Annotated in this window: 25 protein-coding genes and 1 pseudogene; 10 read left to right on the top strand and 16 right to left on the bottom strand. The window is 62.3% G+C overall.

Translation table 11 applies throughout. The annotated features are described in order from the left end of the window. Positions 1–58 precede the first annotated feature (58 nt). Positions 59–457 (bottom strand): annotated as a pseudogene (locus tag DBO86_RS04820) (LuxR C-terminal-related transcriptional regulator); the annotation flags it as partial. A 533-nt stretch (positions 458–990) separates the two neighbouring features. Here DBO86_RS04820 and pabB point away from each other — a divergent pair. Next, on the top strand, positions 991–2,334 hold the full coding sequence (gene pabB, locus DBO86_RS04825; protein WP_039964565.1) for an aminodeoxychorismate synthase component I: 1,344 nt from the start codon (positions 991–993) through the stop codon (positions 2,332–2,334). A 61-nt stretch (positions 2,335–2,395) separates the two neighbouring features. Here pabB and thrH read toward each other — a convergent pair whose 3' ends face one another. Further along, positions 2,396–3,013 (bottom strand): bifunctional phosphoserine phosphatase/homoserine phosphotransferase ThrH, encoded by a 618-nt coding sequence (gene thrH, locus DBO86_RS04830; protein ID WP_003460030.1) that lies wholly within the window; start codon positions 3,011–3,013, stop codon positions 2,396–2,398. 170 nt (positions 3,014–3,183) lie between these two features. On the opposite strand from thrH, the gene DBO86_RS04835 reads away from it, so the two are divergent. Beyond that, a complete protein-coding gene (locus DBO86_RS04835; RefSeq protein WP_108233111.1) occupies positions 3,184–3,804 on the top strand; it encodes a phosphoadenosine phosphosulfate reductase domain-containing protein in 621 nt (206 codons plus the stop codon). Between the two features lie 64 nt (positions 3,805–3,868). Here DBO86_RS04835 and cysB read toward each other — a convergent pair whose 3' ends face one another. The 5 genes from cysB to DBO86_RS04860 all read right to left on the bottom strand — a co-directional run bounded on the left by cysB (position 3,869) and on the right by DBO86_RS04860 (position 7,815). Beyond that, positions 3,869–4,843: an HTH-type transcriptional regulator CysB gene (gene cysB / locus DBO86_RS04840; RefSeq protein ID WP_108233112.1), complete on the bottom strand. Its 975-nt coding sequence runs from the start codon at positions 4,841–4,843 to the stop codon at positions 3,869–3,871. Positions 4,844–4,944: 101 nt separating this feature from the next. Continuing rightward, complete coding sequence (locus DBO86_RS04845) at positions 4,945–5,445, bottom strand: universal stress protein (protein ID WP_108233113.1); 501 nt, start codon at positions 5,443–5,445, stop codon at positions 4,945–4,947. A 119-nt stretch (positions 5,446–5,564) separates the two neighbouring features. Continuing rightward, on the bottom strand, positions 5,565–6,470 hold the full coding sequence (locus DBO86_RS04850; RefSeq protein ID WP_108233114.1) for a 5'-nucleotidase: 906 nt from the start codon (positions 6,468–6,470) through the stop codon (positions 5,565–5,567). 2 nt (positions 6,471–6,472) lie between these two features. Further along, entirely contained in the window at positions 6,473–7,429 is a 957-nt protein-coding gene (locus DBO86_RS04855; protein WP_108233115.1) for a putative 2-dehydropantoate 2-reductase, read from the bottom strand. Beyond that, the gene (locus DBO86_RS04860) at positions 7,429–7,815 is read right to left on the bottom strand and encodes a YbbN family protein (RefSeq protein WP_108233116.1); all 387 of its coding nucleotides are present in this window, start codon (positions 7,813–7,815) and stop codon (positions 7,429–7,431) included. Before DBO86_RS04860 ends, DBO86_RS04855 begins: the two co-directional genes overlap by 1 nt. On the opposite strand from DBO86_RS04860, the gene DBO86_RS04865 reads away from it, so the two are divergent. Together DBO86_RS04865 and DBO86_RS04870 are read left to right on the top strand one after the other, a co-directional pair. After that, positions 7,814–8,227, top strand: coding sequence for a PilZ domain-containing protein (locus DBO86_RS04865; RefSeq protein ID WP_108233117.1), 414 nt, complete (start codon positions 7,814–7,816; stop codon positions 8,225–8,227). The genes DBO86_RS04860 and DBO86_RS04865 overlap by 2 nt on opposite strands. Positions 8,228–8,422: 195 nt before the next feature. Continuing rightward, on the top strand, positions 8,423–9,499 hold the full coding sequence (locus DBO86_RS04870; RefSeq protein WP_039964564.1) for a 3-deoxy-7-phosphoheptulonate synthase: 1,077 nt from the start codon (positions 8,423–8,425) through the stop codon (positions 9,497–9,499). Between the two features lie 97 nt (positions 9,500–9,596). On the opposite strand, the gene DBO86_RS04875 is transcribed toward DBO86_RS04870, so the two are convergent. Both DBO86_RS04875 and DBO86_RS04880 read right to left on the bottom strand, forming a co-directional pair. Next, positions 9,597–9,869 (bottom strand): GNAT family N-acetyltransferase, encoded by a 273-nt coding sequence (locus tag DBO86_RS04875; protein WP_003460019.1) that lies wholly within the window; start codon positions 9,867–9,869, stop codon positions 9,597–9,599. Positions 9,870–10,007: 138 nt separating this feature from the next. Continuing rightward, entirely contained in the window at positions 10,008–11,381 is a 1,374-nt protein-coding gene (locus DBO86_RS04880) for a GntP family permease (protein WP_108233118.1), read from the bottom strand. Positions 11,382–11,639: 258 nt separating this feature from the next. On the opposite strand from DBO86_RS04880, the gene oprI reads away from it, so the two are divergent. Further along, on the top strand, positions 11,640–11,891 hold the full coding sequence (gene oprI / locus DBO86_RS04885; protein ID WP_003239826.1) for an outer membrane lipoprotei OprI: 252 nt from the start codon (positions 11,640–11,642) through the stop codon (positions 11,889–11,891). A 124-nt stretch (positions 11,892–12,015) separates the two neighbouring features. Here the strand turns inward: oprI and DBO86_RS04890 are convergent, their stop codons facing one another. The 3 genes from DBO86_RS04890 to DBO86_RS04900 all read right to left on the bottom strand — a co-directional run bounded on the left by DBO86_RS04890 (position 12,016) and on the right by DBO86_RS04900 (position 14,020). Then, on the bottom strand, positions 12,016–12,972 hold the full coding sequence (locus DBO86_RS04890) for a L,D-transpeptidase family protein (protein WP_003460016.1): 957 nt from the start codon (positions 12,970–12,972) through the stop codon (positions 12,016–12,018). A gap of 70 nt (positions 12,973–13,042) precedes the next feature. Further along, positions 13,043–13,324 (bottom strand): hypothetical protein, encoded by a 282-nt coding sequence (locus DBO86_RS04895; protein WP_003460014.1) that lies wholly within the window; start codon positions 13,322–13,324, stop codon positions 13,043–13,045. Between the two features lie 90 nt (positions 13,325–13,414). Then, positions 13,415–14,020: an arylesterase gene (locus DBO86_RS04900; RefSeq protein WP_108233119.1), complete on the bottom strand. Its 606-nt coding sequence runs from the start codon at positions 14,018–14,020 to the stop codon at positions 13,415–13,417. A gap of 11 nt (positions 14,021–14,031) precedes the next feature. On the opposite strand from DBO86_RS04900, the gene DBO86_RS04905 reads away from it, so the two are divergent. Genes DBO86_RS04905 through greB form a run of 3 tightly spaced genes read left to right on the top strand, consistent with a single transcriptional unit; the run spans position 14,032 to position 17,771 of the window. After that, entirely contained in the window at positions 14,032–14,715 is a 684-nt protein-coding gene (locus tag DBO86_RS04905) for an ABC transporter ATP-binding protein (RefSeq protein WP_108233120.1), read from the top strand. Beyond that, positions 14,715–17,219 carry an ABC transporter permease gene (locus tag DBO86_RS04910; protein WP_108233121.1) on the top strand — a complete coding sequence of 835 codons (2,505 nt, stop codon included), beginning with the start codon at positions 14,715–14,717 and terminating at the stop codon, positions 17,217–17,219. The genes DBO86_RS04905 and DBO86_RS04910 overlap by 1 nt, the downstream gene beginning before the upstream one ends. A gap of 54 nt (positions 17,220–17,273) precedes the next feature. Then, positions 17,274–17,771 carry a transcription elongation factor GreB gene (greB, locus tag DBO86_RS04915; protein WP_003460007.1) on the top strand — a complete coding sequence of 166 codons (498 nt, stop codon included), beginning with the start codon at positions 17,274–17,276 and terminating at the stop codon, positions 17,769–17,771. 95 nt (positions 17,772–17,866) lie between these two features. Here greB and DBO86_RS04920 read toward each other — a convergent pair whose 3' ends face one another. Further along, on the bottom strand, positions 17,867–18,175 hold the full coding sequence (locus DBO86_RS04920; RefSeq protein ID WP_074858191.1) for a hypothetical protein: 309 nt from the start codon (positions 18,173–18,175) through the stop codon (positions 17,867–17,869). A gap of 512 nt (positions 18,176–18,687) precedes the next feature. On the opposite strand from DBO86_RS04920, the gene DBO86_RS04925 reads away from it, so the two are divergent. Together DBO86_RS04925 and DBO86_RS04930 are read left to right on the top strand one after the other, a co-directional pair. Further along, entirely contained in the window at positions 18,688–19,641 is a 954-nt protein-coding gene (locus DBO86_RS04925; protein WP_017676782.1) for a triacylglycerol lipase, read from the top strand. A gap of 127 nt (positions 19,642–19,768) precedes the next feature. Then, positions 19,769–20,800 (top strand): lipase secretion chaperone, encoded by a 1,032-nt coding sequence (locus tag DBO86_RS04930; RefSeq protein WP_108233122.1) that lies wholly within the window; start codon positions 19,769–19,771, stop codon positions 20,798–20,800. A gap of 3 nt (positions 20,801–20,803) precedes the next feature. On the opposite strand, the gene gntR is transcribed toward DBO86_RS04930, so the two are convergent. The 3 genes from gntR to DBO86_RS04945 all read right to left on the bottom strand — a co-directional run bounded on the left by gntR (position 20,804) and on the right by DBO86_RS04945 (position 24,350). Further along, positions 20,804–21,823, bottom strand: a complete 1,020-nt coding sequence (gene gntR, locus DBO86_RS04935) for an HTH-type transcriptional regulator GntR (protein WP_108233123.1) — start codon at positions 21,821–21,823, stop codon at positions 20,804–20,806. Positions 21,824–22,001: 178 nt separating this feature from the next. After that, on the bottom strand, positions 22,002–23,015 hold the full coding sequence (locus DBO86_RS04940) for a TRAP transporter substrate-binding protein (RefSeq protein ID WP_108233124.1): 1,014 nt from the start codon (positions 23,013–23,015) through the stop codon (positions 22,002–22,004). 57 nt (positions 23,016–23,072) lie between these two features. After that, positions 23,073–24,350, bottom strand: a complete 1,278-nt coding sequence (locus DBO86_RS04945) for a TRAP transporter large permease (RefSeq protein WP_108233125.1) — start codon at positions 24,348–24,350, stop codon at positions 23,073–23,075. Positions 24,351–24,355: the final 5 nt, after the last annotated feature.

The following is a 24,355-nucleotide window of genomic DNA, read 5'->3' on the forward strand; positions in this document are numbered from 1 at the left end:
GCACCTTACGACCCGCTCAATGCACCCTCGCCAGCTCGCCCCCCCTCACCCCACCGTCTCATGCCTCGCTCAGCAGCCCCAGGCTCTTGCCCTTGAGTACGACTTGCGTACGGCTGCGTACGCCCAGCCTGGAAAACAGGTTATGCAGGTGCCATTTGACGGTACCCAGGGCCAGCGCCAATTGCTGGCCGATCTCATCATTGGACATGCCCTTGGCGGCCAGACAGACCACCTCACGCTCGCGCTCGGTCAGCCCCTCCTCCAGCACGGCAATGGCATGCGGCGATTCCTGGCAGGGCCAGGCGCTCAACAGACTACGGATGAATGCCTGCAGCGCCGGCTGGTGCTCGACGGATTCCAACAGCTGCAGTAACTGGCGTATGGCTTCGCCTTCCTCGATGAACAGGCTGCGCGCCTCTTCCCACTCGGCGCCGATCAGGCATTTCACCAGCAGACTTTCCATCACGGCCTCGACCGGCACCCGCATGGTATTGCGCAGGTAGCCCAGGGCGTAATCACCCAGACCGGGCAGTGAACGCCCAATACTTCGATCAGTTGCTGGAAGAAACGTACCGGCTCATCATCAGCATCGCCCAGCGATAGCTACGCAACAGCGCTGCCGGCCTGACGACGCTGCTCGACCTGCATCGCCAACGCGGTGGTCCAAAACCAGCAGGCGCGCAAAACAACACGAGGCGGGCGTGGGGGGGGTAGGCCGAAAGCGCGGCTTCCACCTGGGGCCTTTTCAGATAGTCCACGGATGCCTGGGCGGCGACAGTTTTGAACGCAGCAGGCTTCCAGCGGCAGGGCCGATCACTACATCCATGGCCTGGATTCCTTCATTCACTGTTGTTTTGGTACGGCAGTTCAACACCCTGGCACGACTCCATACTAATCAGCCGAGCGTACCGGAGCAAACCTGGCCGAAGCCCTAGGATGAATATTAGCGGCGGACTACAATCGCTCTTTCAACCCATTCGACTGCCACGCATGCCCAGCTGCTCTCTGCACCCTATTGCTTACCGCACCGACCCCAGCGACTACTTCCAGCGCATTCGCCAGGCCCCCGGCGCCGTACTGCTGGATGCCGGACGACCGAATGCCACGCGTGGACGCTATGACCTTATGAGCGCCTGGCCATTGGCAGAACTGGCGCCCACGCCCGACGAATCGGCCAACGGCTTTCTGCAACGTCTGCGAGGCGCATTGCAGAGCCTCGGCCCCGCCGAGGCTCCAGCACAGCAGGAGCTGCCATTCGTCGGTGGTTTGATCGGCTACCTGTCTTATGACTTCGGCCGCCGCCTGGAAGTGCTGCCCGAACAGAGCGTCGATGATCTCGATCTCGAGGATGCCCGTTTCGGTCTCTACGCCTGGGCACTGATCAGCGATCACCAGTTGGGTACCAGCACCCTGCTGTTTCACCCGGCGCTGCCGGAGGCAGAGCGCCGGCGCCTGCGGATGCTGTTCGAAGCAGCGCATGACGAGGAACTCGCGCCCTTCCGACTGACTCAGCCGTTCCAGGCCGCTATCGACGAGCACCGTTATCGCCAGGCGATCGAGCGCATCCAGGGCTACATCCTCGCTGGCGATTGCTATCAGGTGAATTTCGCCCAGCGCTTCCAGGCGCCCTGCACGGGTGATCCCTGGGCGGCATACCTCGCACTGCGCCAGGCCTGCCCCACGCCTTTCTCGGGTTTTCAGAGCCTGGGCGATGGCGACGCCATTCTCAGCCTGTCGCCCGAACGCTTTCTCAAGGTCAGCAGCGGTCAGGTGGAAACCCGTCCGATCAAGGGCACTCGGCGCCGCGGCGATGACACCGACGATGATCAAGCGCAGGCGCAGGAGCTGTTGGCGAGCAGCAAAGACCGCGCCGAGAACCTGATGATCGTCGATCTGCTGCGCAACGATCTGGGCCGCAGCTGCCGCATCGGTTCGGTGAAAGTACCGGAGCTGTTCGCCCTGGAGAGCTATCCCAACGTGCATCATCTGGTCAGTTGCGTCACCGCCGAGCTGGCGCCCGGCAAGGATGCGCTGGACCTGATCGCCTGCAGTTTCCCTGGTGGCTCCATCACCGGCGCACCGAAGATCCGCGCCATGCAGATCATCGATGAGCTGGAGCCGACACGGCGCGGGCTCTATTGCGGCTCCTTGCTGTATCTCGACGTACGCGGTGAGATGGACAGCTCCATCGCCATTCGCAGCCTGCTGGTCAAGGACGGCAAGGTCAGTTGCTGGGGCGGCGGCGGTATAGTCGCCGACTCCAACTGGCAGGCCGAATACCAGGAATCCATCACCAAGGTGAAGGTATTGCTGGAGACGCTGGAGGGGCTTTAGAAACGTAGTGCGGGTGCAACCCGCCAGATTGCGATGGCGGGTTACACCCGCACTACGTCAGCTACAGGCTCAGCTTGCGGTTCGATGCCTTGAGGAATTCCTGCTTCAGATCCTCGTAGGTATGCACGGCCGGGAATTGCGGAAACTCGCGAATCACGTTTTCCGGCGCATGGAACAGGATGCCGGCATGGGCTTCGCTGAGCATGGTGGTGTCGTTGTACGAGTCACCGGCCGCGATAACGCGGTAGTACAGACTCTTAAAGGCGATGACCGACTGACGCTTGGGATCCTTCTGGCGCAGCTGGTAGCTGACCACACGATCGTTCTCGTCGGTGATCAGGCGGTGGCACAGGAGAGTCGGGAAACCGAGCTGACGCATCAGCGGCTGGGAGAACTCGTAGAAGGTGTCGGAGAGAATCACCACCTGAAAACGTTCACGCAGCCAGTCGACGAACTCCACTGCGCCATCGAGCGGCTTCAGGGTAGCGATCACGTCCTGAATGTCCTTCAACTTCAGGCCGTGCTCATCGAGAATGCGCAGGCGTTGCTGCATCAGCACGTCATAATCGGGGATGTCGCGGGTGGTCGCCTTGAGCGACTCGATACCGGTTTTTTCCGCAAAGGCGATCCAGATTTCCGGGACCAGTACGCCTTCCAGGTCGAGACACGCGATTTCCACAGGCCACTCCTCGGTTGAGCCAAAAGCCGGCACTCTAGCCGCTGAGCCTGGTGGGCGCAATGCGACGGCTTATAACCATACTGAAGCTCTACCATCCAGCTAGTTATTTAGCTGCATAACCGGCCTTTGCTACCATCGCACCTTCACGCACACGATCTGGAATCCTCACCATGGAACTCGACCTGGACGCGCTCAACGCCGAACTCGGCAACCAGCCTGAAAAGCTGGTGCAGTGGGCCATAGGGCTGGGCAAACCCGCCATCTGCACCACCAACTTCCGCCCTTTCGAAGCGGTGATCCTGCACATGGTCAGCCAGGTCAAACCGGATATCCCGGTGGTCTGGATGGACAGCGGCTACAACACCGAAGCCACCTATCGCTTCGCCGACGAGGTAACCCGCAAGCTGGGCCTCAACCTGATCATCTACCTGCCCAAGCGTTCACGCGCGCACCGCGAGGCCATCGACGGCCCGGTGCCTGGCCTGGATGATCCGCGCCACGCCGCGTTCACCGAGGAAGTGAAGCTCGAGCCCTTCGCCCGCGCCCTGCGCGAGACCGCACCCAGCGTCTGGTTCACCGCCCTGCGTGCCACCGACACCGCCGTGCGCGCGCAGATGGCCCCTATCAGCATCAACCCGGACGGCCTGATCAAGGTCGCCCCGCTGCTGCACTGGACCTCCAAGGATCTGTATCAGTACCTGGTCGCCCACGACCTGCCGAACGAATTCGATTACTTCGACCCGACCAAGGGTGAAGACAATCGCGAGTGCGGCCTGCACCTCAGTCATTGATTGACGCTGGCTAGAACGAAACATGGCGCCCTTGGGCGCCATGTTTCGTTTCAGTTGTTTTGTTTCAGTGCATCGGTAACTCGACACCTGCGAACAGCTCTTCGAGTTCGGACTTGTTGTGGCACTGCACTGCCTTGGCCAGCATCTCGCGGGTCAGGTGCGGGGCGAAACGCTCGATGAAGTCACACATGAAGCCACGCAGGAAGGTGCCGCGACGAAAACCGATCTTGGTCACGCTGGGCTCGAACAGGTCATCGGCATCGAGCATCACCAGATCCGGATCGAGCTTGGCGTCGACCGCCATCTTGGCCACGATGCCAACGCCCAGGTTCAGGCGTACGTAGGTCTTGATCACGTCGGCGTCGGCGGCGGTGAACACCACCTTGGGCGTCAGACCGCGATGACTGAAGGCTTCGTCCAGTTTCGAACGCCCGGTGAAACCGAATACGTAAGTGACGATGGGGTGCTCGGCCAGAGCCTCGAGGGTCAGCTTCGGCAGCTTGGTCAGTGGGTGCCCCTGCGGCACCACCACGCAGCGGTTCCAGCGGTAGCAAGGCATCATGATCAGGTCGTTGAACATCTCCAGGCCTTCGGTGGCGATGGCGAAATCCACACTACCGTCGGCCGCCATCTCGGCGATCTGCGTCGGCGTGCCCTGATGCATGTGCAAGGCAACATCCGGGTACTGCTTGATGAAAGCGCTGATCACCGGCGGCAGCGCGTAGCGTGCCTGGGTGTGAGTGGTGGCGATGGATAGCGTACCCTTCTTCTCATTGGAGAATTCCTGAGCGATCTGCTTGATGCTTTCAACCTTGCGCAGGATCTCGCCGGCCGTGGTGATGATGCGTTCACCCGCCGGAGTTACGCGGGTCAGATGCTTGCCGCTGCGGGCGAAGACTTCCACGCCCAGCTCATCCTCGAGCAAGCGAATCTGCTTGCTGATCCCTGGCTGCGAGGTGTAGAGGCTCTGAGCCGTAGCCGATACATTGAGGTCGTGGTGCGCAACTTCCCAGATGTAGCGCAATTGCTGAAGCTTCATAGATTTCCCTCAGAGCAGTAAGGCGGGCCAAGAGCTGCCAACGCCATATATAACCATATTATTGGTCTAATCTTTATATCCGCACATTTTATTATTTAAACTTACAATTCTCCCCGCCCCCGATGCTGCAGCATGGGCACCAGATACACCGGCACTTCTGATAGCTGCACGATCCGTGCGGACGTACGCCCCAGCGGTACGGTCAGATCCGTGCCGTGGCTGTGACTGCCTACGACCAGTAGATCTACCCCAAGTTTCTGGGCCTCATCGAGAATCACCGCAGGCGGGTCGCCCTGCAGTACGCGCACGGCTCGAATCAGTTGCAGATCCTGCTGGCCCTCCCCCAACTCGTCATGGAACCCTTCGAACACACGCTGCTCGATACTGCTCATGACAGTGCCAAGCCCATTACGGCGCAACTCGCCGAGGGTGCATTCGTCCAGGTAGGTCTGCAGGACGGACTCGGCAAACAACCCCATAGGCTCCACGGCATGCACCACGTACAGTTCGGCCTTGAAGCTGCGGCTCAGCGCCAGGGCATGCTGCAGCACATAGGAAGCATAAAGCCCCAGATCGGTGGCATAGAGTATCGAGCGGATCACGCGGCCTCCTTGACTGCTGGCGCAGGCCCTTATTGAGCTTAGCAGCGCATCAGGCAATGCAAGATCGGCAGCGTTATTTAGGACGAATGGCTATATGCAGGCGCCTGCGTGCCCTGGGGTCAGGGCAGCAGCTCGTTACTCACGCCATGCGGAACATGACCTGTGGCCACCACCTGACGCGCGCTCTCGCAATGCCCGGTCTGGTCATCGAAGAACACATCGGCGGCAAAGGCTTCGAGAACGGCTGACTTGTCCAGACCACCGAGGAAGAAGGACTCATCCAGGCGAATGTTCCACTCACGCAGGGTGCGAATCACTCGCTCGTGCGCAGGCGCCGAACGCGCGGTCACCAGCGCGGTGCGAATCGGGCATTCGGCTTCGGGAAACTCCTGCTGCAGTGCATGCAACGCGGCGAGAAACGGCTTGAAAGGCCCTCCAGGCAGGGCCTGTCGAGCGGATTCACGCTCATGATCCTGAAACGCGTTCAGGCCACCACTCTGGTAGACGCGCTCGGAGTCGTCGGAAAACAGCACGGCATCGCCATCGAAGGCGATGCGCAACTCGTTGCTAGTGGCCCGACGGGCGCCACCTGACAGCAAGGTAGCCGCACCGAAACCGGCCTTCAGTGCGTTGCGCACATCATCGGCATGGGTAGACAGAAACAGATGGCAGCCGAAAGCCGCCAAATACGGATCAGGGCTACGACCGCCGACGAAGGCGGCGCGGGAAATGCCGAGACCGTAGTGCTGGATCGAGTTGAACGCACGCAGCCCGGTATCGGCGCTGTTACGCGACACCAGAATGACTTCCACGCGCTGCTCACTGAGTCGCGCGTTCAAGCCAAGCAGCTTCTCCACCAGCGGGAAGGCGTCGCCCGGCATCAGCACTTCGTCCTCATGCTCGATCTGGTAGCGGCGATAGGCCTCCACGCCCTCGCTTTCATAAATCTGGTGACTTTCACTCAGATCGAACAGCGCTCGCGAGGATATCGCCAGCACCAGCTTGTCCCCCAGCCCCTTGCCCATGCTTAGGCCTCCTGGCGAGCCTGAATGAACCGCAGCGCCTGATACAACGCACGCACCCTGGGCATTGCCAAACCCACGGTTTGCGCAGCCGCCAGAGGTGCCTCGTAGATGGCATGCAACTCAGCCGGTCGCCCCTGGGCAAAGTCGTGGTACATGCTCGGCAGGTAATCGGGCATGCGCTGCGTGGCGGCCAGCAACTTGTCTGCGTAGCTGTCCGGCATGCTGTAACCGAGTGCCTGCGCGGCTTGCACCACTTCCAGCATCATATCGGCAATCAGCGCGCGACTGTCGGCATTGCCCATCAGGCGCCGCGTATCGGCATCGAGCAGTACCGACAGGCCGTTGTAAGGGATATTCCACACCAGCTTCTGCCAGCGCGTCTGCGCCAGATCACGCATTGCCGCCGAATCCAGGCCGGTGCTGCGCAGCAGGCTGGCGCCCTCCTCGGCCAGCGCCAGACGCGCATCGTCGTCATCCAGCGGCCCGGAGTGATAGGCCAGGTTGATCGCACCCAAGGCTTGATGCTCCATCACCCCGGGGGCACTGCGATGAACGCAGATGTAGCAGAGCCCACCGAGCAGATGCAGATCGTCACGCAACAACGGACGCAGCTCATCCTCCACCGCCAGGCCATTCTGCAACAGCACCACCTTGGCACCCGGCGCGGCCGCTTTGGCAATCAGTGGTGCCAGCTCGGCATTGGCCGTGGTCTTGGCACCGACCAGCAACCAGTCGCACGGAGGCATCTCGTCAACATACTGGTAGGCCTGTACCGGCGCCAGATTCAGTGCGCCATGCACCGCGCTGTTCAACTGCAGGCCGCGCTCGACCACCGCGCTGTACTCGCTGCGCAGCAGAAAGTGCACATCATGGCCGGCACGAGTCAGCAACATGCCGTAGAAACCGCCGATGGCGCCGGTACCGATGATACCGATGCGTGGCACGCGGGATTGGGACATCAGGGAAGCTCCTCAGCCGGACGAAGCAACGCCTCGTGCATGGCGGTTAACAGATCGCAATGGGTAAGGCGCGCAGACAGTGCGCCAAAGAAATGACCGTCCTTGACCATAAACAATGCTGGCAAATGGAAAACTTCGTAGCGCGTCACCAGCCCGGCGTTATGCCCGGCGTCGATCCAGCACAGGCGTTCGAGCGGTAGCAGCATGGCGGGCAACGCCTGGCGTGCCCAGCGACAGCTGGCACAGCCCGTGCTTGTAAACACTACCAGCGAGGCACCGGGAAGATCGAGCAGGCAGCGGTCGGCATCCAGATCGGTCAGTTCCAATTGCGTCGCTATACTGAAGTCACTGATATCAGTTTGCCTGCATTCGAGGTCGGTGTTCATGCGTAAATTTCTGCGTCATCCAAGTGACATGCCGGTGGAGTTGGTGTTGCGCAGACAGTCCTGCATCCCCCGGCAACGGCTGAACAATATCAGCCTGGGCGGGGTCGCATGCAAGTCATCACGGGGCTTTCGTCGCGGCACCTCGGTCGAGCTGCGCATCCCGCTGCTGGGCGATCAGGCGTGCTATCCCGGCGTGGTAGCCTGGTGCCGACGCCAGGAGAGCGACTATCTGGTGGGCATCGCCTTCATCGATGAGGACACCCTGTTCCGCGCCCGCATGGTCGAACAGGTCTGCCAGATCCAGCATTACCGGCAACAGCTCGAACACGAGTCTGGCCAGCCAGTCGCCATCGAGCAATTCGCGCAGGACTGGATCGCCAGGCATGCCGCCACCTTTCCCGACCTGGCCTGAAGCCACTGTGGTACAGGCAGACAATCATCCGATACTGCCCATCTATCGGGCCTATTGAACTTAACGCCCATTGTCGCGCAGCCGCGTACGCGCTAAGGTTCGGCTCCCCCCTGCACCAACTAGCTGTGCACCGCCATAGGGGATCGCTGGCGGCCGGCACCCGTGACCTGACGACCTGACCTGATGAATAGCACGATGGCTGATTTACCGATCGACGACCTTAACGTCGCTTCCAACGAAACCCTGATCACCCCCGATCAGCTCAAACGCGAAATCCCTCTGACCGATGCCGCGCTGAAGACCGTCGCCCATGGTCGTCAGGTGGTACGCGACATCCTCGACGGCAAGGATCATCGCCTGTTCGTGGTCGTCGGCCCTTGCTCCATCCACGACATCAAGGCCGCTCATGAGTACGCCGAGCGCCTCAAGGTGCTGGCTGCCGAGCTGTCCGACAGCCTGTTCCTGGTCATGCGCGTGTACTTCGAGAAGCCGCGCACCACGGTCGGCTGGAAAGGCCTGATCAACGACCCCTATCTGGATGACTCGTTCAAGATCCAGGACGGCCTGCACATCGGCCGCAAGCTGCTGCGCGACCTGGCGGAAATGGGCCTGCCCACCGCCACCGAAGCGCTCGATCCGATTTCCCCGCAGTACCTGCAGGACCTGATCAGCTGGTCGGCCATCGGCGCACGCACCACCGAGTCCCAGACCCACCGCGAAATGGCCTCTGGCCTGTCCTCGGCAGTCGGCTTCAAGAATGGTACTGACGGAGGTCTGACCGTGGCGATCAATGCACTGCAGTCGGTTTCCAGCCCACACCGCTTCCTCGGCATCAACCAGGAAGGCGGCGTGTCCATCGTCACCACCAAGGGCAACGCCTACGGTCACGTGGTACTGCGCGGCGGCAACGGTAAACCCAACTACGATTCGGTCAGTGTGGCCATTTGTGAGCAGGAACTGACCAAAGCCGGCATCCGCCCAAACATCATGGTCGACTGCAGCCACGCCAACTCCAATAAGGACCCGGCCCTGCAGCCGCTGGTGCTGGAGAACGTGGCCAACCAGATCCTCGAGGGCAACAACTCCATCGTCGGCCTGATGGTCGAGAGCCACCTGGGCTGGGGCAATCAGTCGATTCCGAAGAACCTGTGCGACCTCAAGTACGGCGTATCCATCACCGATGCCTGCATCGACTGGGATACCACCGAGAAAAGTCTGCGCAGCATGCACGCCAAGCTCAAGGATGTGCTGCCCAAGCGCCCTCGCGGCTAAGCGGTAGCGCAGCAAAACAAACGCCGGGCATTGCCCGGCGTTTTCATATCTGCGCTCAACGTAGGGTGGGCTTCAGCCCACCCCTGCCGAGCCGACTCTACTGGTGCCGCGAACGGCGTTCCATGTAGCGCTCAACATACGAACAGGAGGGAATCACCGTATAGCCCTTGCCTTCGGCATACTGCAGGGCATGCTCGGTGAGCGCGGCGGCAATACCGCGCCCGCGCAGGGTATTGGGGACGAAGGTGCGATAGATATCCAGCGTCTGCTTGCCCAGATCCATATAGGCCAGATAGGCGCGATCACCATCGACGGTCGTCACAAACTGATGACTCGTCTGGTCGTGATGGATGGAAAGCCCTTCGCTCATCTTCTCTCCTCAAGCCGCAAACCGTTAGCGGCGCACCTATTTTTACCTCATACCCGCATGTCGACGAAAGCGTAAATTTACATTTCAGCGCATTCCCTTCAAGACCCGGCCTTGCGGGCACAGACTCCCCGTGCAGGTTCAGAGGCTCAGAAGTGCAATGCACAGCAATACGGCAACCACTGGAATCAACACGGTGATGACGAAGATGTCCTTGTAGGCCTGCCTGTGCGTCAAACCCATGATCATCAGCATGGCGATCACCGCACCGCAGTGCGGCAGCGAGTCCAATCCACCCGCAGCAATATTGGCGATACGGTGCAACACCTCAGGCTCGATGCCCATTTCCAGGTAGCTGGGCGCCAGCGTCTGCATGAAAATCTGCAGGCCACCGGAAGACGAACCGACGATCCCGGAAACCACACTGACCGAAGCGAACACCGACAGCAGCGGCGGCAGATCCACCGCCAATATCCATTGGGCGAACTGGGCAAAACCCGCAGTCTGCGTCACCACACCGCCAAAACCGATCACCGCAGCCGTATTGAGCAGCGGCATGATCGCATCATCGGCCCCCTGCCCAAGCAGACTGACCGTGTTACGGCGCAGGCTCGGGAACAGCATCACGGCCCCCCCTGTGGCAATCACCAGGGCCAGGCTGGGCCAGAGAATCGGCTGCGCCTGACTGAAGGCCAGCAAGCCTCCCAGCGCGCTCTCGCCAGGCGCAGCCATACCTGACAAGGCGAGCAGGCGCGGCAGCAGAATGATCCCCAGCACCACGATGATCGGCACCAGCGCCATCCCCCAGTGCGGCCCGCTACCGGGCGTACCGGCCAACTGCTGCATGCGCTCATCCTGAGCATTGGGCTCGAAGCCCTCGCCACTCTCACGCGCCAGACGCCACTCGCGCTGCAAATAGGCCATCCCCAGAACGATCATCACCAGTGATGCGAACAAACCGATCCAGGCACCGGCGAACAGATCGGTCCCCAGCGCACTGGCGGCGATCACGTTATGAATCGAAGGTGAGCCAGGCAACGCCGTCATGGTGAAGGTGCCAGAGCCCAGCGCAGTGGCGGCACAGAATAGCCGCTTGGGCAGATTGGCCTCGCGCATCAGGGTGATACCCAGCGGATACATGGTGAAGATCACCACGAACACCACCACCCCGCCATAGGTCAGCACGGCACATACCAGCATTGCCACCCAGAGCGTGCGTTGCGTGCCCAGCCCACGGGTGATGGCCTGAGCGATACTGCTGGCGGCCTGGCTGGCAGCCATGACCTTGCCGAAGATCGCACCGCAGAGAAACAGCACGAAGAACTTGCCGGCGAAGGTAAAGGCGCCCAACGGACCAAAAGGAAAATGCTCGAGTAGCGCTCCCGGTACCGCTACACCATTGCTCAACGCCACCAGAATGGAACAAAGCAATGCCGCGATGAATATATTCACCCCACGCAACGCCATGAAGATAAGTAACGCCAAACCGAGCAACAGCCCCAAATTCCCAAGCATCTGCGTTCCCTCTTTTTGTTTTAGTTGCAAAGCTGGGGCATTTATAACAGCTGGTAAAAGCGTTGCACTGTTGCGATTGCGTAACTGAGTGTTTTTTAGCCAACACCCCTGGGCGGCACCCTGCGCGCAGAAAAAAAACTGCAACTCTTGCCTTAGCTCCGTTTACTTACTAAAAGTAATAGGTAGTATGTACGCCGGCTAATTTCCCACAGTAGGGAAATTGCTTTTTATGGAAAACTCCACCTAAAGGGGAACACGATGAACAACGTTCTGAAATTCTCTGCTCTGGCTCTGGCCGCAGTTCTGGCTACCGGTTGCAGCAGCATGTCCAAAGAAACCGAAGCTCGTCTGACTGCTACCGAAGACGCAGCTGCCCGCGCTCAAGCCCGTGCCGACGAAGCCTACCGCAAGGCTGATGAAGCTCTGGCCGCCGCTCAGAAAGCTCAGCAGACCGCTGACGAAGCCAACGAGCGCGCTCTGCGCATGCTGGAAAAAGCAAGCCGCAAGTAATTTGCGACTCGTTTTTAGAAAGCCGCCCAGGCAACTGGTGCGGCTTTTTTATTGGGCGGCGCTGACCAGGCAATAAAAAACCCGCCAACACGAATGCAGGCGGGTTGTAGACTACGGTATCGAATCAGAACGGGTTATCACTGCTCGCAACGACCTGCTCGGTCTGCGCGGCAATCGGTACTGGCATACCGTCTTCGGCAGCCACCACCTCGCGTACCATGTCCCAGTCAAGACGCAGACCGCTGAGCTCGTCGCGCTTGAGCAGGGCGTTGATCACGGCCGTGTGCTTGTCGACAACCGACGGAACACCTTCATCATCGAGCGGTGCATGCGCTTCCAGGTAGACCTTGTCGCCACTCACGCCGAACTTGTAGGGCTCATTGATGATGCGCACCGGCGTTCCCACTGGCACCATGTCCGCCAGTTCCAGCACGTTATGGTTGAACATGCGGAAGCAGCCATGGCTGACGCGCATGCCAATGCCGAACTTCTTGTTCGAACCGTGGATCAGGTAGCCCGGGAAGGACAACGTCATCTTGTACGGCCCCAACGGGTTGTCCGGGCCAGGCGGCACCACGGTGGGCAGAATGTCGCCCTCGGCAGCGTGCTCTTCGCGAATCGACTTGGGCGGATACCAGGCCGGGTTCGGCGTCTTGACGGTCACACGCCCGGTTCCCAATGGCGAGCCCCAGCCTTCACGGCCGATACCCAACGGAAAGGTGTGCACCACATTCTGCCCTTTCGGGAAGTAATACAGACGGTACTCGGCCAGGTTGATCACGATACCTTCCCGCGGGCCAGGTGGCAGCACATAGCGGGTCGGCAGGATGATCTCGGTTCCCTCACCCGGCAGCCAGGGATCGACACCGGGGTTGGCGGCGACCATTTCCAGGTAGCCAAGATCGTTAGCCGTTCCCAGATCGGCGAACGTATCCTCGTACTTGGCCTTGATCACCTGTACCTGGCCCACCACATCCTCGCCTGGCGGCGGCAATGGCAGTTCGAGAGCCTGCACCGTGGCACTGCAGCACAGTGCGAGCAACGTCAGGCAGCGGTTGACCGCAGAGAAGCGCGACAACATCCGGGATGTCCCCTGTGAATGGAAAGATATGGCGGCGATTGTACACCGCGTTTATAACAGCGGGCAGGCCTCAGCCGTCCGCCCAGTTCGAGCACAGACCCTGCCGCTGCGCCTCGAGCGTCGCCAAACAGGCGGCACAGAGTCGACTATCGCGCAGCCAGGGCTTTTCCAGTGCCTGCCAGCGTGGCCGGGCCGGTAACAAACCGCCACACAATGTCCGATCAGCATGGCCGCCCAGACGCAACTGGCGAGCCACAAGATGAACACGCACCTCACGACAGGCGAACAGATCCAGCTGCTCATCCGGCTCGATCAATTGATAGGCATATAGGGACCAGGCGAGACGCGGCATCTGGGGCTCCGTGACAGGCCGGCCACATTAGCCGAAAGGCTCGAGGCGGAAAAGCCTTGCTCGTTGCAGTGTGCTGCACTCAAAACCGACTCAGAGCATGGGTTTGAGCGTCGGCCAGACATTATCCAGCAGTATTTCCTGCGCTGCCTCGGTCGGATGAATGCCGTCAGCCTGCATCATGCCCGGTACACCGCCCACCCCCTCAAGAAAGAACGGCACCAGAGGAACCTGCTTCTGCTCCGCCAGATCAGTGAAAACCTGGGCGAAAGCCGTAGTGTAACGCCCGCCATAATTGGGGGGCAGCTTCATCCCCAGAAGCAGCACCTTGGCTCCTGCCTGCTGCGACTGCTCGACCATCGACGCAAGATTCTGTTGCAATTGCGCAAGGGGCTGTCCACGCAGCCCGTCATTGCCACCCAACTCGATGATGACCAGCTCCGGCTTGTGCTCGACAAGTAGCGCAGACAGCCGTGCGGCACCACCTGCACTGGTGTCGCCACTGATCGAGGCATTGACCACCTGATGCTCGAAACCCTCTTGCACCAGGCGTTTTTCCAGCAAAGCGACCCAACCTTGCCGGCTATCCAGGCCAAAAGCGGCGCTGATACTATCGCCGACCACAAGCAGGGTGCCTGCAACCGCTCCCTGAGCCCAAAGCATCAGGGTCAAGGCACCACTGAGCCACCATGCACGCATTTGGAATCTCCATGACTTCGAGCATTCTCGCTGCGCGGAACCTTAGCAAAGTGGTCAACAGCGCGGAAGGCGCACTGACCATCCTTCATGATCTCGACCTGGAACTGAACAAAGGCGACAGCCTGGCCATTGTCGGCGCCTCAGGGTCTGGTAAATCCACCCTGCTTGGCCTGCTCGCCGGCCTGGATTTGCCCAGCGGCGGCGCTGTATTGCTGGCCGGCAACAACCTCAGCGAACTCGATGAAGACCAGCGTGCACGCCTGCGTGCCGAGCATGTCGGCTTCGTCTTCCAGTCGTTCCAACTGCTCGACAGCCTCACTGCGCTGGAAAACGTCATGCTGCCGCTGGAGCTGGAAGGTCAGGCCGATGCCCGTCAGCGCGCCCGCGCCCTGCTCGAACGGGTTGGCCTCGGTCAGCGTCTGACGCACTACCCACGCCAGCTGTCCGGTGGCGAACAACAGCGTGTGGCCATTGCCCGCGCCTTCGCCGCCGAGCCGGATGTCTTGTTCGCCGACGAACCCACCGGCAACCTCGACAGCCATACCGGCGAGCGCATCACCGAACTGCTCTTTCAGCTCAACCAGGAGCGCGGTACCACGCTGGTACTGGTCACTCATGACGAGCGCCTGGCGCACCGTTGCCAGCGCCTGATCCGTCTGGAAGCTGGGCACCTGATCGATCGCGTGGAGCCCTGATGAAACGCGTGCCCCTGTCTCGCCTGTTTTCGCTCGCTGCCCGCCAACTGCTGCGCGATGCCCGTGCCGGCGAGTTGCGGGTACTGTTCTTCGCCTTGCTGGTGGCCGTGGCCTCCAGCAGCGCCATCGGCTATTTCAGCGCACGCCTGAATGACGCCATGCTGCTGCGCGCCAGTGAATTTCTCGCTGCAGACCTGCGCCTGAGCGGTAGCACGCCCGCCAGCCAGGAGCAGATCGATGCAGGACTCAAGCTGGGGCTCGACCATGCTCAGGCCGTGGAATTTTCCAGCGTGGTCGCGGCACAGGGCGGCATTCAGTTGGCCAGCGTCAAGGCAGCCAGCAACTCTTATCCGCTGCGCGGAGAGCTGCGCAGTGCAACCGAACCCTATGCCCCGGAAGAAGCCGGCCCCGGCCCACGGCCGGGCGAAGTCTGGGCCGAAGCACGGCTGATGGCCGCGCTGAACCTGAACATCGGTGATGAACTGGAAATAGGCGCCAGGACCCTGCGCCTTAGCCGCGTCTTGACCTATGACCCGGACACCGCTGGCGATTTCTACAGCCTGACGCCACGGGTACTGATGCACCTGGACGACCTAGCCGCGACCGAGGTGGTACAACCCGGCAGCCGCGTACGATTTCGTGAACTCTGGCGCGGCGACGCCAATGCCCTGGCGGCCTACCGTCAGGCAGTCGAAGCCGGCCTGCAGCCCAACCAGCGCCTGGATGACGCGCGCGACGGCAATCGCCAGGTCGGCGGCGCCCTCGGTCGCGCCGAACGTTATTTGAACCTGGCCAGCCTGGCCGCCGTATTGCTCGCCGGTGTCGCTGTGGCCCTGTCAGCGGCACGCTTCGCTGCCCGGCGCTTCGATGCCAGTGCCCTGCTGCGCTGCCTCGGCTTGTCGCGGCGTGAAGCGCTGGCCCTGTTCGGCCTGCAACTGGCACTGCTCGGGCTAGTCGCCTGCGTGATTGGCGCCCTGCTCGGCTGGGCTGGGCAGCACGTTCTTTTCTACCTGTTGCGCGGGCTGATCCCAGATGATCTGCCGCCTGCCGACCTGTGGCCCGCATTGGCCGGGATGGCCACCGGTCTAGTGGCGCTGGCCGGCTTTGCTCTACCGCCGCTGGCCGCGCTGGGCCGCGTACCGCCATTACGCGTCTTGCGCCGCGATATGCTTCCGGTACCGGCCAGCTCCTGGCTGGTCTATGGTGCAGCGCTGATCGCACTGGGTCTGATCATGTGGCGCCTGAGCCTGGATCTGCGCCTGACGCTGGCGCTGCTGGGTGGCGGGCTGCTCGCCGCATTGCTGCTCGGTGGTTTGCTGTTGCTCGGCCTGCAGAGCCTGCGCCGCCTGCTGCAGCGTGCCGCCCTACCCTGGCGCCTGGGCCTGGGGCAACTGCTGCGCCATCCGCTGGCTGCTGCCGGGCAGTCGCTGGCTTTTGGCCTGATCCTGCTGGCCATGGCGCTGATCGCCCTGCTGCGTGGCGAGCTGCTCGACACCTGGCAGGACCAGTTGCCGGAGGACGCGCCCAACCACTTCGCCCTCAATGTGCTACCGGCCGAGCGCGATGCCTTTGCCGCACGCCTAGCTGAATTGTCAGCGCATCCGGCGCCGCTGTATCCGGTGGTGCCGGGCCGGCTGATCATGATCAACGATGAGCCGGTACGCCAACTGGTGAGCAAGGAAAGCCGCGGTGAACGCGCCACGCAACGTGATCTCAGCCTGACCTGGGCCGAGGAGTTGCCAGCGGACAATCTGATTACCGCCGGCAGTTGGTGGGGCGCCGCACCAGCCGCTGACCTGCCTGGTGTCTCCGTCGAAGCAGAACTGGCCGAAAGCCTGCAACTGAAGCTCGGTGACCGCCTGCGCTTCAACGTCGGTGGCATCGAACGCGAAGCGCAGGTCACCAGCCTGCGCCAGGTGGACTGGGACAGCTTCCAGCCCAACTTTTTCATGATCTTCGAGCCACAAACCCTGCAGGATCTGCCTGCCACCTACCTGACCAGCTTCTACCTGCCCCCCGGCAAGGACGCGGAACTGGTCAGCCTCAGCCGCGCCTTCCCCAGTGTCACCCTGCTGCAGGTCGACGCACTACTGGCGCAGCTGCGCAGCATCCTCGCCCAGGTCACTCTGGCCATCGAATACGTGCTGTTGTTCGTGCTCGCCGCCGGCATCACCGTTCTGTTGGCCGGGCTGCAAGCCACGCTGGACGAGCGCATTCGCCAGGGCGCGCTGCTGCGTGCACTGGGCGCCGAACGCAAGCTGCTGATCAGCGCCCGTCGCGCCGAATTTGGCCTGCTCGGCGCAGCCGCCGGCCTGCTCGCCGCACTGGGCTGCGAACTGGTGAGCTTCCTGCTCTACCGCTATGCCTTCGACATGAACTGGCAGCCTCATCCCTGGCTGCTGGTGCTGCCGCTGATCGGCGCATTGCTGGTCGGCCTGGCTGGCGTACTCGGTACCCGCCGTGCACTGAATGCCAGTCCATTGAGCGTATTGCGCGAAGGCTGAGTTTGACGGAAGGGGTTTGCTAGACTGGCGCCCCTTTCATCGTTCAGAGCCACCATGAGCCGCTATCGCCCTCCTCGCCCTGCCGGTACTCCCCTGATCACGCCTGAAGGCGAAGCGCGCCTGCGTGCCGAGCTTCACGAGTTGTGGCATGTGCGCAGGCCACAGGTGACGCAATCGGTCAGCGAAGCGGCGGCCCAAGGCGATCGCTCGGAGAACGCCGAATACACCTACGGCAAGAAGATGCTGCGCGAGATCGACAGTCGCGTGCGCTTTCTCACCAAGCGTCTGGAAAAGCTCAAGGTCGTCAGCGACAAGCCGTCCGATCCGAACAAGGTGTACTTCGGTGCCTGGGTCACCATCGAAGACGAAGACGGCGAACAGTCGCGCTACCGCATCGTCGGCCCCGACGAGCTGGACCTGAAACAGGGCCTGATCAGTATCGACTCGCCTCTGGCCCGCGCCCTGGTCGGCAAGGAGCTGGACGCCGAAGTGCGGGTGCACAGCCCCAGTGGTGAGAAGACCTGCTACATCGTCGAGATCGAATATCCGTAGGTGCTGTAGGGGCTCGGCTCGCGAATACTGGCGCTTAAAAAGCTTCGCGAGCAGAGCTCGCTCCTACGCAGATGGCCGGCTTCCCCACAGCCCAACTAGCGCCGGGTGATCAGCCCCTGACGCGCCACCCGCACCAGCTCACCGACGGTTTGTGCCACGTCCTCGGCGCTGGGGGCCTGGATCACCGCCAGGTCGAAGCTGTCCCGCGCAAAACGACTCAGCGACTCGCCGTTCTGCACGAACTGGATGCGAAAGGCACGCGACCCGGCCCAGCGCTTGGGCCAGCCTTCGAGATAGCGCAGCAAGGTGGGCTGGTGGCTGCCGCCCAGCAGCACACGCGAGTTGCGCAGCAGCAGGCCCGAGGTGATGGGCGCCAGACGAATAAAGGGTTGGGGACAGATCATGGTCGAGTCTCCGCCTCGAAAATCCCGCTGGGCAGCGGTGAGAGGCGACACCGAACCAGCGCTTTAGCGGAATTTCAGGCGTTGATGACAACCCCCTGTGGCGCCCCGCAAGTAGCTGTTTAAATCGGCGCAGGGCGCATCCTAGAGAAGCCCACGGCAAACTGTCAAGGCGCCCCCACTTCGACCCCAACCTTCGATTGGGCGACGGTCAGTCCGCGCATTTCCATCCGCTCAAAAGACCCGTTCCTGGCCCTGGACGCCCCGCCTGGCCAGATCGATTGCGGCCCTCGGCGCGACCTGACGTTTCGGCACGTAACAGAAAGTACGCAGCGATATCGAGGCCAAGTCGCCCGATAACCCCGGAAGGTGCCTGTATAGAGGGTTCGCCGGAAACTGCAGGACGATGGCATGTTTCCTGCCATCGTTCTTGCGCCGTACGCGCCACGGAATGGGCGTGATCTGTGTTGCTGGAAGCAGCTGACTGCCTCAACAAACCCCCATCGAGAGCGCCCATGAAGAACAATAAAACCCTGCTCGCCCTCTGCCTCGGTACCGGCCTGCTCGCCAGCGGCCAGACCCAGGCTTTCTGGTTCGGTTCATCCGGCTACACCCAGACCAAGTACCCGATCGTCCTCGGCCACGGCATGCTCGGCTTCGACAGCATCCTCGGCGTCGATTACTGGTATGGCATCCCGGCAGCACTGCGCCGTGACGGTGCCAGTGTCTACGTCACCGAAGTCAGCCAGTTGGACACCTCCGAAGCACGTGGCGAGCAATTGCTGCAGCAGGTCGAGGACATCGTCGCCATCAGCGGCAAAGGCAAGGTCAACCTGATCGGCCACAGCCATGGCGGCCCAACCACCCGCTACGTCGCCGCCGTGCGCCCGGATCTGGTGGCATCGGTCACCAGCGTCGGTGCACCGCACAAGGGTTCGGCCACCGCCGACTTCCTCAAGGGCATCAGCGACGGCCCGGCCGGTCCGGTCGCCACCCCGCTGCTGGTTGGCATCGTCAACGGCCTGGGGACGCTGATCAACTTCCTTTCCGGCAGTTCCAGCACCACCCCGCAGAATGCGCTGGGCTCGCTGGAGTCGCTCAACAGCGAGGGCGCAGCACGCTTCAATGCCAAGTTCCCACAAGGCATACCCACCAGCGCCTGCGGCGAAGGTGCCTACAGCGTCAACGGCGTGCGCTACTACTCCTGGAGCGGCACCAGCCCGCTGACCAACCTGCTCGACCCGAGCGACCTGCTGATGGGTGCCTCCTCACTGACCTTCGGCAATGAAGCCAATGACGGTCTGGTCGGCCGCTGCAGCTCGCGCATGGGCCAGGTGATTCGTGACAACTACCGAATGAACCATCTCGACGAGGTCAATCAGACCCTGGGCCTGACCAGCCTGTTCGAGACCGACCCGGTGACCGTCTACCGCCAGCACGCCAACCGCCTGAAGAACGCCGGGCTCTGAACTGCTGCGCTTCGTAGGCTGCGCCGCGCGCACCGGATGCTGGGAACGTCGGCATTTCGGTGCGCGCGTCGCACCCTGCGAGGTACCAGCGCTGAGCAATGGTTCGAACGCCTTACTGGAACCTGCCGTGAAGAAAACCCTGTTCGCCCTGCCTTTACTGATCGTTGCCGGCCTGGCGTTGATGCTTTACCTGCAACCCGGACACCAACCGACCCAATTCACGCCTCCCGCCGCCACTGCCACGCCTACGCAGCCCGGGCCGGCGCCGGCTGCAGAGGCCTTAACACCGACCAGCCAAGATACCCAGAAGAAGGCCACGACGCTGGCCCTGCCCAGCTCCTTCGTCGGCACCGAAGTCGACGGCAGCTTTCGCGTGGATGCTGCCGGCAATCTGATCATCAGCGAAGACATCCGCCGGATCTTCGATTACTTCCTCGCCAGCATCGGCGAGGAAAGCCTGGATGCCAGCGTGTCACGCCTGCGCAATTACATTGACAGCCAATTGCAGGAACCTGCGCGTACCCGCGCGCAGGCACTGCTGGAGCAATACCTGAGCTACAAGCGAGAGCTGGTGCTGCTGGAGCGCGACCTGCCGCAAATGGCCAGCCTGGATGCCATGCGCCAGCGCGAGACCGCCGTGCAGGCCCTGCGCGCAAGACTGTTCGACAGCGAAACCCACCAGGCCTTCTTCGCCCGTGAGGAAGGTTACAACCGCTTCACCCTGGAGCGCCTGGCCATCCAGCACGACAGCACAATGAGCGCAGAGGAGAAAGGCGTTGCCGTCGACCGCCTGCGCGCATCCCTGCCTGAAGAGCTGCAGGACGCCGTACTGCCGCAACTGCAGCAGGAACTGCGGCAGCACACCGCGCGCCTGCAGGCCGAAGGCGCCAGCGCGGCGCAGATCCGCCAGATGCGTCAGCAGTTGGTAGGCGCCGAAGCCACCACGCGCCTGGAGGCGCTGGATAGCCAACGACAGAGTTGGCAGCGGCGTCTGGATGACTACATCACCGCCAAGACGAAGATTCAGGTCAATGAGGGACTCAGCAGTGGCGACAAGCGCGCGGCGATCGAGGCGCTGGCTGCAGAACGTTTCGATGAGCGTGAACGCCTGCGCCTCGACGCCGCCGAGCAATTGGCGGCGGCCAACAAGAAGCAGTAGGTCTCAGGCGCTGTCGCGCATCACCAGTTCGAAACCGACGTCAATGCAGTGCTGTTCCGGCATTTCGCCACGCATCAGCGCCAGCAGCATGTTCGCCGCCAGCTCGCCGATACGCCCACGCGTGGTACGTACCGTGCTCAGCGCCGGATGCATCCAGGCCGCTGCCGGCAGGTCGTTGAAACCGGCGATGGCCAGGCGTCCCGGCACGTCCAGGCCCAGCTGACGCGCGCGGAACAGCGCGCCCATGGCCAGGTCGTCGTTGTTGAAGAACACCGCATCAATCTGCGGCTGCTGCGCCAGCAGGCGATCGAGCAACTCGGCGCCCAAGCCGATGGATGACAACTGCGGTGTCAGCAACTCCAACGCCGGATCATGTCGATTGAGGTAGCGCATCACCTGTCGGTAGCCTTCTGCACGCTGCAAGGTGCGCGGGTCAAGCTGCGCTGCGGCGAAGGCGATATGGCGGTAACCACGCTGCACCAGGGCACGGGTCATGGCGGCGCCGGCTTCGACCTGAGAGAAGCCGACGCAGTAATCCTCCGGCTCCTCGCTCAGCTCCATCAGCGTTACCAACGGGCAACTGCTGGCGCCGAGGATTTCGCGCGCCGCGTCGCTGCGCTCGAAACCCGTAAGCAGCAGACCCGCTGGCTGGTGCGCCAGATAGGAACGCAACAGGCGCTCATCCTCCTCGACCCGGTAGTGACTGACGCCGATCATCATTTCGAAGCCGGCCGGCATCAGCACCCGCTGGATGGCCTCCACGGTATCGACGAACACCGAGTTCGACAGCGACGGGATCACCACAGCCACCAGGTTCGAGCGTGAACTGGCCAATGCCCGCGCTGCCGGGTTGGGCACGTAACCCAGCGCCTGGGCCGCGCGCATCACCTGCTCGCGCAACGCATCAGACACCCGCCCCGGCTGCGACAGCGCGCGCGAAGCGGACATCAACGAGCAGCCCGCGGCCTTGGCCACGTCGGACAAGGTGACACGTTCTGCGGACCGGCGACGGCGTTGGCTCATAGCGCCTCCAATGATTTTCAGCGGCCGATTCTACCAGCCCCGCCGGGGAATAAAGCGCGGGACACGCCGCCCGGGGTAACGCCACCATGCAAGGAGCGATACCACCTGCGTGCCCCGCGAAACTGCGAACCTGCCCAGAATCAGCGGCGCACTGGCCTAGCCGGTCCTGGGCAAGCCCTTATAGAGCGGCCTTTTCGGCCTCAGTCTGCACCTGATCGAACAGTTGCTGACCGACTGTGTCGACGACCTTCTGGATCGCCGGCGCGGCCTGCTCACGCATGCGCTGCACTTGCGCCGCTTCCACTTCGTTGATCTGCATACCCTTGTCTTTCAGCTCGGCCAGGGCACGGGCTGCTTCCTCGCGGGTGTCCTTACGCTCGAAGTCACGCGCCTTCTTCGCCGCCTCCAGCAGGATGTTCTGCTCGGTTTGCGACAGGCCATCCCACCAGCGCTTGGATACGGTGACGATCCACGGGCTGTACACGTGGTTGGTCACGGTCAGGTACTTCTGCACCTCGTAGAACTTCGAGGAAAGAATGGTGTTGAAAGGGTTTTCCTGGCCGTCGACGGCCTTGGTCTCCAGCGCGGTGAACAGCTCGGAGAACGGCAGCGGCACGGCATTGGCGCCCATCAGCTTGAAGGTCTCGAGGAATACCGGGTTGGGCATCACGCGCAGTTTGACGCCGGAGAAGTCCTCCAGCTTGCTGATCGGCCGCGTGTTGTTGGTCAGGTTGCGGAAACCGTTCTCCCAGTACACCAAGCCGACCAGGCCCTTCTCCTCCAGCTTGTCCATGACCTGGCGGCCCACCGGGCCGTCGAGCACGGCATCGGCCTGCTCGGCACTGCTGAACAGGAAAGGCGTGTCCCACACCGCCATTTCCTTGGTGATGCCCACCAGAGTCGCGGTGGAACCGACCATCATTTCCTGCGCGCCACCGATCAGCGCACTCTGCATCTGATCATCCGAGCCCAGGCTGGCGGAGCCGAAGGTGCGCACCTTGAGCTTGCCGTCGGAGGCCTTGGCCACCTCCTCGGCGAACAGCTTGGCCGCGCGGCCCTGATTGCTGTTCTCGTTGAGACCGTAACCGAAGCGGATCATGCGCGAACGCACGTCATCGGCATGGGCGGTGAAACTGGCGAGCGGGCTGCACAGCATGGCAGCGGTGAGGATGGCGAGCAGTGGACGTTTCATCGGGTCTACCTCTTATTGTTGTGAATGATGTCGGCGCGCCAACGCCGTCAGGTCAACTCAGCGCAGCCAGGCCAGCGGCACGGTGACGATGGACGGGAACGCCACCAGCAACGCGACGATGATCAGGTAAATCAGGAAGAACGGCATGACGCCGCGTACCAGCACCTCCATGCGCAACTTGCCGATACCGCCGACGACGTTAAGCACGGTGCCCACAGGCGGCGTGATCAGGCCGATGGAGCCGATCAGCACGAACATCACGCCGAAGTACACCGGATCGACCCCAGCCTTGATCGCGATGGGCGCCAGCACTGGCGCCAGAATCAGGATGGTCGGCGTCAGGTCGAGCACCATGCCCACTGCGATCATCAGCAGCATGATCGCCAGTACCAGCAGTTTGGGGTGCTCGGCCAGCGGCCCGAGCATGGCGCCGATTTCGTCAGGCAACTGCGCCAGGGTAATCATGTAGGCCGAGACCGTCGCCGCGGCGCACAGGAACATCACCGACGCCGTGGTGCGACTGGCACGGGTCAGGGTCTCCATCAGGTCGTTCCAGCTCAACTCGCGGTAGAGCAAGGTGGACACGGCCAGCGCGTACATGGCGGCTACCACGGCGGCCTCGGTGGGCGTGAAGATACCGAAGCGCAGACCGCCAACGATGATCACCGGCAGCATCAGGGCAGCGGCGCCGTCGATCAGCACGCGGCGACGCTCGGCAGCAGTAGCCTTGGGCGGCGTAGGCTCGGTGAAGTCGCGAGCGATCAGCGTCCAGGCGACGATCAGGCCGGCGCCCATGATCAATCCCGGCACCAGGCCAGCCATGAACAGCTGGCTGATGGAGGTGTTGGTGACCACGCCATAGATCACGAACGGCATCGACGGCGGAATGATCGGCGCGATGATGCCGCCAGCGGCTACCAAGCCCGCCGAGGAATGCACCGGATAACCGCGCTGACGCATCATCGGCAACAGCAGGGTGGCGAGCGCAGCAGTATCGGCCAGTGCCGAACCGGACATGCTGGCCAGCAGCACGGCGGCCGCAATGGCAACGTAGCCGAGGCCTCCGCGCAGGTGGCCAAAGTAGGCCTGCGCCATGGCGATGATGCGCCGGGAAATGCCGCCGGCGTTCATCAGCTCGCCGGCCAGGATGAAGAACGGCACCGCCAGCAGCGGGAAGCTGTCAGCGCCGGCGAGCAGGTTCTGCGCCAGCAACTGCACGTCCCAGAAATCCAGGTACCACATCAGTACGGCCGCGGTAAGGATCAGGGCAAAGGCGATGGGCATGCCGAATGCCATGAACCCCAGCAGGGAAGAAAGAAATACCGCGACAGTCATCGGCA

The sequence above is a fragment of the Ectopseudomonas oleovorans genome (assembly GCF_003052605.1).
In the GTDB taxonomy this organism is placed as follows: domain Bacteria; phylum Pseudomonadota; class Gammaproteobacteria; order Pseudomonadales; family Pseudomonadaceae; genus Aquipseudomonas; species Aquipseudomonas oleovorans_A.

Excerpts from the sequence above, each read along its gene's own strand:
- pabB (WP_039964565.1), top strand. The coding sequence starts at position 991 with ATGCCCAGCTGCTCTCTGCACCCTATTGCTTACCGCACCGACCCCAGC.
- DBO86_RS04835 (WP_108233111.1), top strand. The coding sequence starts at position 3,184 with ATGGAACTCGACCTGGACGCGCTCAACGCCGAACTCGGCAACCAGCCT.
- cysB (WP_108233112.1), bottom strand. The coding sequence starts at position 4,843 with ATGAAGCTTCAGCAATTGCGCTACATCTGGGAAGTTGCGCACCACGAC.
- DBO86_RS04850 (WP_108233114.1), bottom strand. The coding sequence starts at position 6,470 with ATGGGCAAGGGGCTGGGGGACAAGCTGGTGCTGGCGATATCCTCGCGA.
- DBO86_RS04855 (WP_108233115.1), bottom strand. The coding sequence starts at position 7,429 with ATGTCCCAATCCCGCGTGCCACGCATCGGTATCATCGGTACCGGCGCC.
- DBO86_RS04865 (WP_108233117.1), top strand. The coding sequence starts at position 7,814 with ATGCGTAAATTTCTGCGTCATCCAAGTGACATGCCGGTGGAGTTGGTG.
- DBO86_RS04860 (WP_108233116.1), bottom strand. The coding sequence starts at position 7,815 with ATGAACACCGACCTCGAATGCAGGCAAACTGATATCAGTGACTTCAGT.
- DBO86_RS04870 (WP_039964564.1), top strand. The coding sequence starts at position 8,423 with ATGGCTGATTTACCGATCGACGACCTTAACGTCGCTTCCAACGAAACC.
- DBO86_RS04875 (WP_003460019.1), bottom strand. The coding sequence starts at position 9,869 with ATGAGCGAAGGGCTTTCCATCCATCACGACCAGACGAGTCATCAGTTT.
- DBO86_RS04880 (WP_108233118.1), bottom strand. The coding sequence starts at position 11,381 with ATGCTTGGGAATTTGGGGCTGTTGCTCGGTTTGGCGTTACTTATCTTC.
- oprI (WP_003239826.1), top strand. The coding sequence starts at position 11,640 with ATGAACAACGTTCTGAAATTCTCTGCTCTGGCTCTGGCCGCAGTTCTG.
- DBO86_RS04890 (WP_003460016.1), bottom strand. The coding sequence starts at position 12,972 with ATGTTGTCGCGCTTCTCTGCGGTCAACCGCTGCCTGACGTTGCTCGCA.
- DBO86_RS04895 (WP_003460014.1), bottom strand. The coding sequence starts at position 13,324 with ATGCCGCGTCTCGCCTGGTCCCTATATGCCTATCAATTGATCGAGCCG.
- DBO86_RS04900 (WP_108233119.1), bottom strand. The coding sequence starts at position 14,020 with ATGCGTGCATGGTGGCTCAGTGGTGCCTTGACCCTGATGCTTTGGGCT.
- DBO86_RS04905 (WP_108233120.1), top strand. The coding sequence starts at position 14,032 with ATGACTTCGAGCATTCTCGCTGCGCGGAACCTTAGCAAAGTGGTCAAC.
- DBO86_RS04910 (WP_108233121.1), top strand. The coding sequence starts at position 14,715 with ATGAAACGCGTGCCCCTGTCTCGCCTGTTTTCGCTCGCTGCCCGCCAA.
- greB (WP_003460007.1), top strand. The coding sequence starts at position 17,274 with ATGAGCCGCTATCGCCCTCCTCGCCCTGCCGGTACTCCCCTGATCACG.
- DBO86_RS04920 (WP_074858191.1), bottom strand. The coding sequence starts at position 18,175 with ATGATCTGTCCCCAACCCTTTATTCGTCTGGCGCCCATCACCTCGGGC.
- DBO86_RS04925 (WP_017676782.1), top strand. The coding sequence starts at position 18,688 with ATGAAGAACAATAAAACCCTGCTCGCCCTCTGCCTCGGTACCGGCCTG.
- gntR (WP_108233123.1), bottom strand. The coding sequence starts at position 21,823 with ATGAGCCAACGCCGTCGCCGGTCCGCAGAACGTGTCACCTTGTCCGAC.
- DBO86_RS04940 (WP_108233124.1), bottom strand. The coding sequence starts at position 23,015 with ATGAAACGTCCACTGCTCGCCATCCTCACCGCTGCCATGCTGTGCAGC.
- DBO86_RS04945 (WP_108233125.1), bottom strand. The coding sequence starts at position 24,350 with ATGACTGTCGCGGTATTTCTTTCTTCCCTGCTGGGGTTCATGGCATTC.